The sequence below is a fragment of the Clostridium tagluense genome (assembly GCF_003865095.1).
Lineage (GTDB): Bacteria > Bacillota > Clostridia > Clostridiales > Clostridiaceae > Clostridium_AD > Clostridium_AD tagluense.
Genome location: NZ_BHYK01000005.1, coordinates 157,510 through 172,977, shown reverse-complemented (window position 1 = coordinate 172,977; position 15,468 = coordinate 157,510). Strand labels below are relative to the sequence as shown.

The window sequence follows — 15,468 nt, the reverse complement described above, 5'->3', positions numbered from 1 at the left end:
ATTTACCATAAACTATAGCTACAAAATATATTCTATAAAAAAAGGAGGCATTTTTATGAATGAAAACTTTAATTTCCCTACCAACGTACCTGAGCAAAAACAAGATAAACAGCCAGGACTCGAGTCACTTATGAATCCAAGACCTATTTCCGAAAATCCAAATTGTGTAGGTTCTAGCAAATTAGTGAATAAAGTTGCCTTAATTACAGGAGGTGATAGTGGCATTGGAAAAGCAGTTGCGTTGTCTTATGCCAGAGAAGGCGCAGATATAGCCATAGTATATCTTGATGAGCATGAAGATGCGCTAGAGACAAAAAAACTTATTGAAACAAAAGGTAGGAAATGTATTTTGATACCTGGAGATATAGGAGAATATAATTTTTGTAATGAGGCTGTAACCAAAACAATAAATGAGCTTGGCAAAATAGACATTCTTGTGAACAACGCCGCGGAGCAACATCCTCAAAATAGTATTGAAGATATTACAGTGGAGCAACTAGAAAAAACCTTTAAAACCAATATTTTCGCCATGTTTTATATGGTAAAAGCTACATTACCCCATTTAAAAGAAGGTGCTACAATTATAAATACTTCTTCAGTTACCGCCTATGAAGGACATAAAACACTAATTGATTACTCCTCAACTAAGGGAGCAATAGTTACCTTTACTCGTTCCTTAGCTCTTTCCCTTGCAAGTAGAAAAATACGAGTTAATGCAGTGGCCCCAGGTCCTATATGGACACCTCTTATACCCGCATCATTTAGCGCCATTGAGGTTGGCAAATTTGGAAGCAAAACTCCCATGGGAAGACCAGGTCAACCAGTGGAACTTGCTGAAACTTATGTATTTTTAGCTTCTAACGGCGCTTCCTATATAAGTGGCGAAACTATCCATGTCAATGGTGGGGTGGTTATAAATGGCTAGTGGCATCTTTATCCACACATATAATAAGAATTCATAGGCAATTATATATAGCAAAAGTATTTTTGAAAAGGAGATACTATTATTATGAGAAAACACTTTGCTTTAATTTTTGCTACTAGTTTACTTTTTATCATGATAAATATAAGAATATCCCCTGTTGCAAATGCTATTTCCACTAAGGAAAATACTACTATATATAATGTGGCAATGAAGCAAGACCTACTATGTCTAATGATAGCTTATCCTAAATATATTACAAATATTGAAGAAAAAAATGGATATGTATATTTAGTACTTAGGTCTGGAAAGAAGCTCTTGTACGATGACAAAATAAGAAAAAATTCACAAGAAAAACTAGAAAACCCAGATCTTCAAGATACCCTAGAGCAAATATACCCCCTTTCACCTATTAGAACTATTATGAAAATAGATTATGACCCTGGTCGTAATCGTTCCTATGGATTATTGACGGAAATTTATGGTTCTTCTAAAAAAGATATAGAATCTAGACTTACAAAAGTTAAGGTAGGCTACAACAATTATCAATTCAATATAAGTAATAGTGCAGCCGATTCACTTCAAGCTGTTATGAAAGAAGTAATGCCCCTTGCACAAAGAAACCCAAAGGTAAGAACCTGCCTTTTGCCTTGCAGTGGTACTTTTAATTACCGGGTAATTTCAGGCACAAATAGGTTAAGCCCTCATGCTTTTGGAATTGCTATAGATCTTGCTAGTGATAAAAGAGATTATTGGAAATGGGCTTCTAAAGAAGCTGGTGAAAAAAGACTAGCCTCCTATGCCAACGAACTTGTGGAAATCTTTGAGAACCACGGTTTTGTTTGGGGCGGTAAATGGTCACACTTTGATATCCTACATTTCGAGTATAGGCCTGAAATAATTTTAAAAGCACGCTATTTTACAAATAGTATGGATTCAACAAAATTATGGTATGAAGGTGCACCATTAAAACAACTTGATATAAAAAATGTCGTAGAAAAAATCGATACATTAATAAAATAATAGGAGTAAAATATTATGAATTTTTTTAAAGGGTCAAATCTACAATGGTCCAAAAACAGATTATTTATATTTATAATACTTCTTTTATTGGTGCAAATATGCTCTCCTAACTTTGCCTACGCTGCAACAGATGATGAAAAAAAAGAGGTTACGAGTCATATAGAAAAAATTTTTCAAAGCAGAAACAAAGCTATATTAAGCGGTGATTTAGAATTAATTAAATCAATTTATAACATGGACACAAAATATGGAACTTGGGCTTATGAATATGAAAAACGAAAGATGGATTATATTAATAATTGGGAAGAAAAACAAGGTGTTAAGTTTATAGATATTACACCAACAGTAATTGTAAAAAGAATTAAAGGTAGTAATGATAATTTTTCTGTTTATTTATTGTGTTCCACAGAATATAAGTATGTATATGAAGATCAACCAGAAATAGAAAATATTTCAAGAATCGGAACCTATCACAATTTACAGCTTATGAGTAAGGGCGGATCTTTGGTGATTTCTAAAGAGTGGTATAAAGATCCCTTTGCTAATTCACTAGACTTAGACAATATTAAGGTAGATTCAATAAAAAGCCATATACTATCTCAAACTGCAAGAGATTTTTCTACTCTGCACAAGAGAAGAGTCACGGCTATAGAATATGCTGAAAAATATTGCGGTGCTGCAAGTGAAGCTGAAAATGAATATAAGTATAACAAAAAATATGTTGACTATAATCCCCAAGGTGGTGATTGTGCAAACTTTGCCTCACAAATTCTTTTTGAAGGTGGGAAATTTAGAAAAAATTCTGCTTGGAACTATGACAAAAATGGTGCAACAACAGGTTGGCTTAATGCGGATGGATTTAAAAGATACATGACAAATAGTGGCAGAGCATCGATAATTGCCTATGGTAGCTACGAGAAAGTATACAAGGCTAGTTATAAACTACTGCCAGGAGATTTCGTTGCCTATGAAAAGAAAAATGACATCACTCATATTTCTGTTGTGACGGGGGCAGATTCAAAAGGATATTCCTTGGTTAGTTGTCATAATTCGGATAGAAATAAAGTACCTTGGGATCTTGGGTGGAGCGATAAGAGCATTAAATTTTGGTTAGTTAGAGTTCATTATTAATAAAAATACTAAAAGCTGAGGAGATTAAACCCTCAGCTTTTATATGCCACCAACATGCCACTTGCCACGTAGATAGCACCAGTTTTTTAAATTTCCATGATAATAGGAAAAATAGTTGGTCTACGATTTGTTTTTTTGTATAAATATCGCTCTACGGATTTTTTCATGTTAGATTTTAATACATACCATTCAATGACTTTATTATCTAAGCATTTATTAAGTTCAGTCCTTACAATCTCTTTTACTTCATTAATCAATTCATCTGATTCCTTTGCATATATGAATCCACGAGTAATTATATCTGGTCCTGCAATTATACTATAAGATTGTCGCTCTAAGGTAACTACTATTGTTAACATCCCATCTTCTGCTAGGTGCTTTCTATCTCTAAGCACTATACTTCCAACGTCACCAACACCTAACCCATCTACAAATACAGCTCCCGTGTGTACTTTCCCTGCTATTTTAGCTTCATCAACTGTAATTTCTAATATCTGCCCTGTTTCCATAGTAAATATATTTTCACCCTGCATACCTAACCCTTGTGCTAATTTAGCATGTTGCCTTATATGTCTATATTCACCATGAACTGGCATAAAGTATTTAGGATGAACTAAGGCATGGATTAATTTTAATTCCTCTTGGTAGGCGTGGCCGGATACATGCACTTCTTCTAAATCCTCATAAATTACCTCTGCTCCTTTTTTGAATAACTCATTTATTACTCTAGATATAAGTTTCTCATTGCCTGGAATTGGAGATGCAGAAATAATATACAAGTCCTCTGGCTCAATGGTAATTTTCCTATGAGTAGAAAAAGCTATTCTTGCAAGACCTGCCATGGGTTCGCCTTGACTTCCAGTAGTTATTATTGTAATGTTTTTATTATTGTAATTTTGCATATCATCCATTCTTATAATGTACTCTTCTGGTATATGAAGATATCCTAGGTCCATAGCCACTTTTGAGATATTCTCCATACTCCTTCCACTAAAAACAATTTTTCTATCATTCATTACAGAAGCATCTGCAATTTGTTGCATTCTATGAATATTTGAAGCAAAGGTGGCTACAATAACTCTTCCCGCGGCATTAGAAATTATTCTAGTTAAAGTCTTTCCTATAGCTTTTTCTGAAATCGTATGCCCTTCCCGTTCCACGTTTGTACTATCAGCCATAAGAAGCATTACGCCCTCTTTACCTAAATTTGAAATACGTTCTAGGTCCATGACTAATCCATCAATGGGAGTAAAATCTATTTTGAAATCACCTGTATGTAATATGACACCAAGTGGTGAGTGAATGGCAATAGCACAGGAGTCTGCTATGCTGTGAGTGACCCTTATAAATTCTATTTTGAAATTCTTTAATTCTATTATGTCTCCTGCATTTACATTGTGAAGTTCACAATCTGATAATATATTGTGCTCTTTTAGCTTATTTTCAACTATTCCTAATGTTAGCTTTGTACCGTAAACAGGTACATTCAATTGTTTTAGAATGTAGGGCAATGCTCCTATATGATCTTCATGTCCATGAGTTAAAAAAATACCTTTTACTTTTTCTGCATTACTTTTTAAATAGGTTATATCTGGAATTACTAAATCCACACCATACATTTCCTCATCAGGAAATGAGATACCACAATCTATAACAATGATTTCGTCCTCATACTCAAAAGCAGTTATATTCTTACCTATTTCTCCGAGGCCACCTAATGGAATAACCTTGATGCACTCTTCGTTTTTCACTAAATCCTCCCCTTCATTTATATGGATTAAATTATTAATTTCATTTTCTTTATTTTGCCTTATATTATGAAATTAATACCTTTCTTTTGGATAATTATTATTGTAAGGTATTTTCAAAAAAAATAACTGCTTCAAAGTAGATTCTATGCTGCTGACATCTATAATTTAAATAGGTATTCATCTTTAAACCCATAGCTGTTCTTTACCTTACTTTATAAAAATATTTAAAAGAATACTAAAAAAATTAATGAGCACCCTAGTAGTATAGATAAAACCGTTAAAACTATAAACTATAAGGAGATAAACTAATATGAGAACTGAAGAACAAATCAAATCAGAAGTTTCAAGGCAGGTTATTGACAGTATGAAAACTACTTTAAATGAAGAGTTAACTCAGGTAGAAAAAGAATTTGAAGAAACTTATAAAAATAAGCTTGAACAAGAACTACAATATTCTTTAGAGCTTGCGGAGAGTGGCCTTCAACATAATTCTAGCAAAACACTAAAAGTAGAAAACAAAAAACTAATGCAACAATTAGATAGTATAAGAGTTGAGAAAATGAAAGTTGAGAACAAGTTAAAAACATTAAATGAATTCGAAAATATATAGTTTCAAAAAGTTAATAAATCACTTAAAAAAAAGCTCATAAAAATCATGAGCTTTTTATTAATTAATAAATAACTATTATAAGTGCTCCCCTTAGTAAGTATAAATCTATGAAATGGTAGATTTCTATCATCAACCTTACCTCTCCATAATATATCTTTATTTACATAATATTTTTTCAATATGATTTAAATCAAAATATAAAAAAATAAACTGTGGTTATTAATAATAATTAGTCAGTTTAAGTTAAAGATGATATTATAAAATAAGTTAACCAAAAATTAAAAAATACATTTGGTAGGTGATAAATATATGAAGCAGTGTAATTGTACAAATTGTAATACCTCAATCTGCGCTAAAAAAGTACCAATATTTTCTTTCCTTTCTGATAAGGAACTAAAAAAAATTGTAGATATGACTGGACATAAATCTTACAAAAAAGGATCTATATTGTGCCACGCGGGAGATAAATCTGATACCTTATTTATAATTAATGAAGGTGGAGTAAAGATTTCAAAGCTCACGAAAGATGGCAAAGAACAAATTGTTCATATCTTAACTAGTGGAGATTTTTTTGGAGAATTGAGTCTTTTCAACAATAATGAAACCTATAATTTTGATGTTTATGCCATATCAGACACAAAAATATGTACACTAACAAAGCAAAATATGGATGAAATTCTTCTGAATAATCCTGAAATATCTTTAAAACTACTACAAGTAATCACAAAACGTCTCAGTGAAACTGAAAATCTTGCTCAGAATCTGGCTACTAACGATGCTGAAATTCGAATAGCATATATGCTTTTAGAATTTGCTGAAAAATATGGCGTTCCCACTTCAGAGGGTTTGCAAGTTAAACTGCCTATTAGTAAAGAAGAGATGGCAAGCTATGTGGGAGTCACAAGGGAAACTATAAGTAGGAAACTTAGCATATTTGAAGACTTGGGCATTATAAGCCATAAAGGCAATAAGATGCTAATTATAGAAAAATTAGATATGTTAAAATCCTATGTAGAGTAAGCATTTAGATAGCCACAATTTGACTTATTCTTTTCATTATAGTATGATTTAGCTTAATGAATAAATATTACATTATGCTTTATATGTATATTTTAGTATAGATAAGGAGAATTAAATTACCATGAATATTTCTACTAAAGGAAGATATGGTTTAAGGGCAATGGTTGATATCGCTGTTAATTCATCGGGAGACTATATTCCCTTAAAGGTTATCGCTGAAAGACAAGCCATCTCAGAAAATTATCTAGAACAAGTTTTCTCAGTACTTAGAAAGGCTAATCTTGTAAAAAGTGCAAGAGGGTCCCAAGGTGGTTATACCCTATCAAAAGAAGCATCAAAAATCACTGTAGGAGAAGTTCTAAGAATTCTTGAAGGTGACTTAAGTATTACTGGCGATAATGATGGGGCCTTAGGCCTTGATAAAACCATAAAAGTTTGCATAAACACCTTGGTATGGGAAAAGGTTAATGAGCAAATTAATAAAGTTATGGACTCTGTAACACTACAAGATCTCGTAGAAAAGTACAATACCCTTAATACAGAATATACCTTAGACTTTATAATATAAATGAAGCATAGTAACACCTAGATTTTTTAAGTGTTATTATTCTTCATTTATTTTTATAACCATAGATACCACAACTACTAAATTCTTTTCCAAGAGGTAATATATTCCTCAAGCATTTTACAAAGTACATTTCTAATTTTGGAATAATGCTCACAATTAATAATGTTAGCATATAAAATTTGTATGCTAATAGGCAATGTTCAAGCAAGCGTTATATGTGTATATTTAAGTAAATCATAACATAATGCTTCAAAAATAGTAAAGATTAAATATATTTTGAATCATATTGTGTAGACTAACCTCTTAAATAGTACAACCATAAAAAACACCTGATTTCTTATATGATGTAAGATTGGCATCTCAACTTTCTCTTGTTATTCTTTTTATATGCTAATTATTTTCAAACAATAGATCTTTGATTTCTACTTGTAAAGGTTACTAAATACTTAAAAAAAATATACTGACATCGACAAATACTAGTCTTGATTAAGATAAAAGCAAAATGGAGGGTAGTTCCATATGAATGATAAAGAACATCTACGCTATTTGTGTATGATAGAAGATATGACCGATCCCAAGCAGGCAGATGCTGAAAAAAAGAATATAGCTAGGGAACTCAAAGATAGGATTCAAGAACTTGCCTTTCAAAACAAAGAGAAAGCGCAACGGGCAGCAGAGTTAATCATTGCTAATAAAGAACTTGCATATCAAAACGAGGAGAAATGTAAACGAGCGGCAGAGCTAATCATTGCTAATAAAGAGCTTGCCTTTCAAAATGAAGAGAAATGTAAACGGGCAGCAGAGTTAATCATTGCTAATAAAGAACTTACATTTCAAAATAAAGAGAAAGGTAAACGAGCGGCAGAGCTAGTCATCGCTAATAAAGAGCTTGCCTTTCAAAATGAAGAAAAAGGTAAACGAGCGGCAGAGCTACTCATTGCTAATAAAGAGTTAATCATTGCAAATAAGGCACAGGGAGAATTTCTTGTTAACATATCTCATGAACTTAAAACGCCATTAAATGTTATTTTTTCAGCAGCTCAGTTGTTTGATATGTACTGTAAGAGTGGATCACTGGAGGATAAGAAGGATTCAATTATTAAATATATTTACTCAATAAAACTAAATTCCTATAGATTATCCAAACTTATTAATAATATAATTGATTTATCAAAAATTGAAGCAGGATTCTTTAAATTGAGCTTATCAAATAACAATATCGTGGAAATTGTAGAAGGAATAGTGATGTCTGTAACCACTTTAACAGAAAGTAAAGGTTTAAATATTATTTTTGATACGGATATAGAAGAAAAAACTATTGCTTGTGACACAGAAATGATAGAGAGAATGATATTAAATCTTATATCAAATGCCATAAAATTTTCAAATGTGGGTGATGAAATAATTGTAGATGTCAAGGACAAAAATGAATTTGTTGAAATATCAGTGAAAGATAATGGTATTGGCATTAAAAAAGAGCACTTAGATATGATATTTAATAGATTTAAACAGGTAGATAAATCTCTATCAAGAAATACAGAAGGTGCGGGTGTTGGCTTAAGTTTAGTTAAATCAATTATAAAACTACATGGTGGTAGTATAAACGTTAAAAGTAAATTTGGTAAGGGAAGTAAGTTTACAGTTATGCTTCCTTCTATACAAGTACTTCAGGAGAATATGATAGATAATAACAAAATGATAAGTGGAGATGAAAATATACGAGTGGAACTTTCAGATATTTATATGCAAATTCCTTAATATCCATATTTTATGCCCCTACTTTATTAGGTACATAATGCATTAGTTTTATACTTTTTTAATTCATATAAACCTTACTATTAATTTACACAAATAAAATATAGCAGAAAAAAACTCTCCTACTATATTCGATGGATTATTTGTAAAGTTATTTTTTGTACTAAATATTAGTGGTGTAACTTTCATTATTTATTTGCAACTGAATTTAATTTTCTATTTAATAATAGTGAAAAAAATAAATTTGCTATTGCATATTTAGGTTGACTTAAGGCAATTAAAATTCTTTTTTTAATAATAGAGGGGGATACTTCGTTTAAATCTGGTTCATAAAATACTAATGCCTTATTAAGGCTATCCACTTTACTTATTGAAAAAATATTATTTGTTTCCAATGTTACTTTCTTATAATTTTCAAATTCCTTCATGATTTCCTCAATTAATTGCTCTAAACTGTATATCTGTATTCTATGTATTCCTAAACATTCTGAGCATATTTCGGCCATAGATATAATAACACTATGTCCATTTAATTCACCTGTTATATATTTTCTTATTTTTCTTAATAATCTAAATTTAACGCCGCTTGCAATGTTTGAATTGCTTTCATTTATATTTGATCCATAAAATGCATATATTTTCTCAATTTCTTTTTCTTCTAAATCATTAGCGAATTTATTCTTGCTCTCCTTACAAATTTCACAATCTACAATGTAGTACTGTTTTCCTATAGTCTTTCCAAATGCCCTTAGAGTATCAAAATAACCAAGTTCTATATTGTTTTTTGAGCTTTCTTCACTAAACTGAAGTGTTCTTCCAAGATATTCTGAATTTTTAATGTAGATAATTTTATTATTACTTGTATCAACCTTCTTTATCCTACCTAAACCAGAAACATCTACTATGATGATATTTTTACTTTTCTCGCATATTAGTGAAATGGGTATATTATCATATATTCCCCCATCTACATATCTTTTTTCATCAATAATCTGAGGTTTGAACGTAGGAAAACATGAACTGGCAAGCAAATATTCTATAAGCCTACCTTCTGGAATATCTTTTATAAAAATATTTATTGGCTTAAAATCTGTTAAAGAAAAAGTAACAATTCCAAAATCAATTTTTGATTCTCTTATTTTCTTTTCATCAATCACCTTGTATAATAGTTCTTTTAATGGTGTGACATCCATACCACCTGATAGTAGTGAACTTTTTATAGTATTCATAATTGACACTAAGCTTAAGTTTTTGTGTGTTAATACATCCCCTTCTTGTCCAAAATTAATGATTTTACTCATGGTCAAATCATTCCACATGTTATAAGCTATATCAAAATCTCCTTGCACCATAATAGCTCCATTTAAAGCGCCCACAGAGGTTCCTACAACTACCTCCACATAAATCCCCAATTCACTTAGAGCTTTCCAAACTCCTATTTCATATGCTCCTTTGGCACCGCCACCGCCTAAAACAACTCCGTATTTTTCATTATTCATCATACTTTTTTCCTCATATTAAATTTCCTCCTTAAGCCTATATTGATATTATATCAATAAAAAGAGTACATAATTACAATTAGATGTTTTAAAAAACTTTATTACTTGTTTTTTATCTATAGGTGTTGAAGCCAAAATACCGTTAAAATAAAATTAAAAAAGGGGTCCCACTTTGGGGACCCTATACATACTTTCTCATGTGCTTTAATGCATTTTTTTCAACTCTAGATACCTGTGCTTGTGATATGCCTATTTCATCGGCCACTTCCATTTGAGTTTTTCCATCGAAGAACCTCAGATTTAAAATTAACTTTTCTCTATCTTTTAATTTTTTCATTCCCTCATTAATTGATATATTTTCAAGCCAACTATCATCTGAGTTTTTACTGTCGCTAATTTGATCCATTACATAAATTTCATCTCCACCATCATGATAAATTGGTTGAAATAAAGATACCGGATCTTGTATAGCATCTAGTGCAAATACTACGTCCTCCCTTGGTAAATTTAGTTCTTTTGCTATTTGAGATATAGTTGGTTCTTTATTGTCTTCATTTACCAATCTATCTCTAACTTGTAATGCTCTATATGCAATATCCCTTAATGATCTACTAACTCTTATAGAGTTATTATCTCTTAAGTATCTTCTTATTTCCCCTATAATCATAGGGACTGCATATGTTGAAAATCTAAGGTTTAGACTTAAATCAAAATTATCAATGGATTTCATTAAACCAATACAGCCTACTTGAAATAAATCATCTACATTTTCCCCTCTATTATTGAAGCGCTTTATAACACTTAAAACCAACCTTAAATTCCCCTCAATAAATTTTTCTCTACACTCATACTCGCCATTTTGTATCCTTAATAGTAACTCTTTCTTCTCTTTTTCTTTTAATACAGGCAATTTTGAAGTATTTACTCCACATATTTCTACTTTATTGAACATCATAAGGTCATCCTTCCCTTCAGAGTAATTGCTTTTAAATTATGTCCTTATGATTTATTTTTTATACTACAGACAACCCTAAAACATTTTCTTATAATTTTTTTATTCAACATTTATTGGCCTTTTGATATATTTGAAGGTTTAATATATTCTATTCCTAATGCCCATGAAGCAAATAATAGAAGCAAATTCAAAATATTAGTGTATTATATGTCCCTAAAATCAAGGTTTAATCATATGGCTATATAAGACACCACATAATAAGAAGGTTACGAACTAATTTCTATTTCTTATTCTTTTATAAATTATTTGCATAAAAGCAATCATAGTTATAAAAAGACCAATAATACTAATTAATGTATCATTTTTGTGATAATTATATGTTAATGCCTGTTGCATAGATATAAACCATGGCAATAGTATCCCACGCTTTGTTCACTTTTCTCATACCCCCATATTTGTAGCACTAATTTTTCATGATATACATCTAATTACTTTCATCTATTTCAATACCAGCTAACTTCATTAAGTACATGGCATTTCTTGTAGGTGAAACTCCAATTTTTAATTTATAATCAAAATGAATTTCATTCTCTCTATAATATTCAGAAAAATGATAGTTCTTAATTTTTGAATTTTTATGATTTTCCATTTCGCCGAGCTTTAAATCATGCGTGGATATAAATCCTAGATTTCCAGCTTTACTTAGTTGTTTTACCAAAACCATAGCTCCAGTGTGTCTATCCCTTGAATTGGTTCCTTTAAAAACTTCATCTAATAAAAACAGTACTTGTTTTTCATCTTTTGAAGCCTTAACGATATTTTTAATTTTTAATATTTCTGCATAAAAGGAAGATATACTTTGCCCTAGATTATCACTTACCCTCATGCAACTATAAAGATCCATAATAGTACAATAAAACTGCTCTGCACATACCGGAGCTCCAGCATAAGCTAATGCAATGTTAATTCCCACAGTTCTCATAAATGTACTCTTCCCAGACATATTAGAACCTGTTATAAGCATAACTGGATGTGATGCTTCTACCTTTAGGTTATTGCATACCCGTTTTTCTCCTAAAAGTGGATGCCCCATATTTTTAGCTGTAATCATTGATGGCCCCGTTACAATCCTTGGCATACACCAATAGGGATTATCATATTTGATAACTGCAATACTACACAAAGCTTCTAATTCCCCTATTGTATTAATCCACTTTTCAAATTCATTCTCTGATTTTATCTTCCACCTTTCAATAGAAATAGTCCAGTGATATTCTATCATTAGAATTGGATTTAAAATAGGGTATAGCGTATTACGCCTATTGGCTATAACTTCACATATTTTAGAAAAAGCATCAATCTGTTTAGACGCACTTCGCCCCTCATTATCATAAAGTTTTTCACATAAATTCACAATATACTCTGATTTAAATTTGTGCTTTTCTATATGTCTAAGCATATTTCTATATGTTTTTATGTTATCGTTATATTTTTCAGCAATAATTAAATTCTTCATTCTATCTTGTTTTTTTATCCTTAGAACAATGGATTGAATCATAATTAATAAAATAGGTATATAATATGGAATTAAATAAAATATTTTTGGCGCACTTCTATTAATATCAAATAAAGCTGCTAGAACATAGTCCATTATTCTAACTACCACGGTTAAGGTAGTTATCGTAGTCACCATTGAAAAAATTCTTAAAAACCAAATTACTTGCTTTTTTAATATATAGTTATTTCTTTCTTTTATCCAGGAAAAAAGCTCTTTGGGATTCTGTTTGTTGCTGCAAATTATTTTTCCTTCTGCCTCAAGTCTTTGTCTAAAATATATTTTTTGTTCAAGTTCTTTAACTGCAGATTGTCTATCATATATGCTCTGTTCATTTTGAGGTTTTTCCGTAAATATCTCTTTAAGCTTTTGTCTTCCAATGTAAGTATAGGCTACATTTATCCATTGGAATAAAGAACCCTTCCCAAAAATGTCAAGATCATATGAATAATTATGATTTTCATCTATAAAGTCTTCACCAGTATCTTCAAAGTGTTTCCAGTCTCCATTAAATCGTTTTATGGAAGTTTCATTTATTTCATATAATGCATCTGTGTATTTTTTTCTATTCTCTATGATTTTATGTAAATAGGCTAAATAACAAAATAAAATAATGGTACCTAAACCTACTAAAGCAAATAAATAATATCTTCTCAAAGTATACGTTCTCATTAAAATTATAAGCCCTAGGACAAAAATAGCAAATCGTAAGATGCTTATATTATTTATACGCTTCTGTTGCTTCTTACCCCATAGATTATATTGAGTTCTTCTCTTTTTATATTTTTCTAGCGCTGACATTAAATCCTATTCCTCCTTTAATGTTGTTATGTATTAGTTGTTTCACTTGTTTCCCAAGCCATAACATGTCCCATATGTATATCCCACCCCTCTGGTGTATATTAATTCAACATTAACCCATCTTTCCCTTCATTTTTTGTAAAAATAGGTAAAAATAAAACTCTGAGATTACCCCAGAGTTCAATTAACTGTTCTTTAACCTTATAAATACTACTTCGTTACAGCTTTTGCAGACTAAAATTAAAGTACCATCATCAATAGTTTTAAATTCATACCTTTCAATCAACTTATCAGTTTTTATATCTTCAACATTACCACATTTACAAAGTAATTTCATTTCGTTGCCTCCTACTAGGTTACTTTATTAACTTATTGTACCATATTTTGAAAACAATTACTATAGCTACAATTAAAAAAACTATAGACATAACCTGTACGATTCATCAAGTTTGTTTGGTAATTCTTACAATTGTTTATGAATAACTTTATGAATAATAAAATTAGCATTTATACAATTGTAATTTTCAAATAAGCATTTATTCCGAGTACTCTCCTCACACCACCCAAAAGCTATCCTACCTGAAGTATTAATTAAAAGATATTCTCAAAAAAAGTTTTATAAAAGTTAAACAATAAAAATTATACCGTCTTCTGCCATTCACAGTTTATACCGTATTCTAAAAAGCCTACACTCTTGTACAAAGTCTGTGAAGCGATATTATTGCCTCCTGTGCCAACATATATATATTTGGTTCCACGCTCTTTCAGTAGGTTCATCCCATATAATAAAGTACTTTTCATAATACCTTTACGTCGATGTTCCTCTACGCATGCAACAGGCTCTAATATTGCTATCTTACTGACAGGGTCCTCCCAAATTGTACAGTAAGCAATTATCTCTGCCTTATCCGTCTGAACTACCAAATCCATTGCATAACAATATGATGGCGAACTCATCATTCTTTCATATCTTTCTGCTGTTGTTCCTATTCCTCCGGTAGCGAGTCCAAATATTTCTGCACGTCTTTCTACATCCTTCATCTGCGATAGACGCATGCTGAATCCATCTGGCAATGGCGAACATATGGATATTTTAGATAAATCACATATACCATTAAAACGAGATCTATCTGTTTTGGTATACCCTCGCTCTTCCAAAATATTACTTAATAGCTTGTCCTCACTATTTGCGCCAGTTGTGATGGTATGCCCGTGAATAAAATAATTATGTTCTATATAATCCAATATATATTCTGTATGGTGTTCAAATTCTAAAAGAAGGGTAATGTAAAATTCATCTTTCTCCACTGTGATAAAACCAATTTCCATTTTGTTATCAGACACAAACCATGTTGTCTTATACAATATATCTGGACTTTCTTCGAAGGCATATCTTTCAAAATCTAGATTGCCTATATGCAACTGGGGATATAAATGTCCAGTTTGCGCACAATTGTGCTGCACTATACATCGCATAATATTATAATCACTCTCTTTATCAAATTTACGGTAACTCAGCATTTTTAACCTCCCTATTTAAATCCTTAATTTAAATTATTGTTTTCGTGTAATTAATCTACTTCTCTTTCTCTTTCAAAAATGTAACATCAATTTAAACAGATAGTGATAACTTTATTTCCCAATTTTCTATGTCTACAAACTTCATCTGTGACTCACTTTCCTGAAAAATTATCTTCCTATTAACGATATATGATCTCTTCTTTACACGCATTTTTATTCTACTTTATGTTTACGCTCTAATAATACCATAATTTATCATAAATTCAAAGATTATATATATATACTAAGATTCACGATGGCCTATATTTCTAAAATATCACTAATTCAAAATCCCTGATTCAACAAATGGATAATCCT

At 30.8% G+C, this 15,468-nt stretch carries 13 protein-coding genes and 1 pseudogene; 7 read left to right on the top strand and 7 right to left on the bottom strand.

Annotated elements, in window-relative coordinates; genetic code table 11:
• Positions 1-55 precede the first annotated feature (55 nt).
• The 3 genes from Ctaglu_RS06325 (at position 56) to Ctaglu_RS06315 (ending at position 3,076) form a co-directional block, all read left to right on the top strand.
• Positions 56-925 (top strand): SDR family oxidoreductase, encoded by an 870-nt coding sequence (locus tag Ctaglu_RS06325; protein ID WP_124999189.1) that lies wholly within the window; start codon positions 56-58, stop codon positions 923-925.
• 84 nt (positions 926-1,009) lie between these two features.
• Positions 1,010-1,945, top strand: a complete 936-nt coding sequence (locus tag Ctaglu_RS06320) for a M15 family metallopeptidase (protein ID WP_124999187.1) — start codon at positions 1,010-1,012, stop codon at positions 1,943-1,945.
• Positions 1,946-1,960: 15 nt separating this feature from the next.
• Complete coding sequence (locus Ctaglu_RS06315) at positions 1,961-3,076, top strand: amidase domain-containing protein (RefSeq protein ID WP_124999185.1); 1,116 nt, start codon at positions 1,961-1,963, stop codon at positions 3,074-3,076.
• 86 nt (positions 3,077-3,162) lie between these two features.
• On the opposite strand, the gene Ctaglu_RS06310 is transcribed toward Ctaglu_RS06315, so the two are convergent.
• A complete protein-coding gene (locus tag Ctaglu_RS06310) occupies positions 3,163-4,827 on the bottom strand; it encodes a ribonuclease J (RefSeq protein WP_124999183.1) in 1,665 nt (554 codons plus the stop codon).
• Positions 4,828-5,137: 310 nt separating this feature from the next.
• Here Ctaglu_RS06310 and Ctaglu_RS06305 point away from each other — a divergent pair, with 310 nt between their 5' ends.
• Positions 5,138-5,437, top strand: coding sequence for a hypothetical protein (locus tag Ctaglu_RS06305; protein ID WP_124999181.1), 300 nt, complete (start codon positions 5,138-5,140; stop codon positions 5,435-5,437).
• Positions 5,438-5,487: 50 nt separating this feature from the next.
• Here Ctaglu_RS06305 and Ctaglu_RS25865 read toward each other — a convergent pair.
• A pseudogene (locus tag Ctaglu_RS25865) lies at positions 5,488-5,619 on the bottom strand (FprA family A-type flavoprotein); the annotation flags it as partial.
• Between the two features lie 127 nt (positions 5,620-5,746).
• Here Ctaglu_RS25865 and Ctaglu_RS06300 point away from each other — a divergent pair.
• The 3 genes from Ctaglu_RS06300 (at position 5,747) to Ctaglu_RS06290 (ending at position 8,783) form a co-directional block, all read left to right on the top strand.
• On the top strand, positions 5,747-6,457 hold the full coding sequence (locus tag Ctaglu_RS06300; protein ID WP_124999179.1) for a Crp/Fnr family transcriptional regulator: 711 nt from the start codon (positions 5,747-5,749) through the stop codon (positions 6,455-6,457).
• A gap of 121 nt (positions 6,458-6,578) precedes the next feature.
• Entirely contained in the window at positions 6,579-7,025 is a 447-nt protein-coding gene (locus Ctaglu_RS06295; RefSeq protein WP_124999177.1) for an RrF2 family transcriptional regulator, read from the top strand.
• A gap of 519 nt (positions 7,026-7,544) precedes the next feature.
• On the top strand, positions 7,545-8,783 hold the full coding sequence (locus Ctaglu_RS06290; RefSeq protein ID WP_124999175.1) for a sensor histidine kinase: 1,239 nt from the start codon (positions 7,545-7,547) through the stop codon (positions 8,781-8,783).
• Between the two features lie 185 nt (positions 8,784-8,968).
• Here Ctaglu_RS06290 and Ctaglu_RS06285 read toward each other — a convergent pair whose 3' ends face one another.
• The 5 genes from Ctaglu_RS06285 to Ctaglu_RS06270 form a co-directional block, all read right to left on the bottom strand.
• Positions 8,969-10,282 carry a patatin-like phospholipase family protein gene (locus tag Ctaglu_RS06285; RefSeq protein ID WP_124999173.1) on the bottom strand — a complete coding sequence of 438 codons (1,314 nt, stop codon included), beginning with the start codon at positions 10,280-10,282 and terminating at the stop codon, positions 8,969-8,971.
• A gap of 178 nt (positions 10,283-10,460) precedes the next feature.
• On the bottom strand, positions 10,461-11,234 hold the full coding sequence (sigG, locus tag Ctaglu_RS06280; protein ID WP_124999171.1) for an RNA polymerase sporulation sigma factor SigG: 774 nt from the start codon (positions 11,232-11,234) through the stop codon (positions 10,461-10,463).
• A 484-nt stretch (positions 11,235-11,718) separates the two neighbouring features.
• Entirely contained in the window at positions 11,719-13,590 is a 1,872-nt protein-coding gene (locus Ctaglu_RS06275) for a MutS family DNA mismatch repair protein (protein WP_124999169.1), read from the bottom strand.
• 184 nt (positions 13,591-13,774) lie between these two features.
• Positions 13,775-13,927: a hypothetical protein gene (locus Ctaglu_RS25045; protein WP_164943911.1), complete on the bottom strand. Its 153-nt coding sequence runs from the start codon at positions 13,925-13,927 to the stop codon at positions 13,775-13,777.
• Between the two features lie 302 nt (positions 13,928-14,229).
• Positions 14,230-15,111: a GNAT family N-acetyltransferase gene (locus Ctaglu_RS06270; protein WP_124999167.1), complete on the bottom strand. Its 882-nt coding sequence runs from the start codon at positions 15,109-15,111 to the stop codon at positions 14,230-14,232.
• Positions 15,112-15,468: the final 357 nt, after the last annotated feature.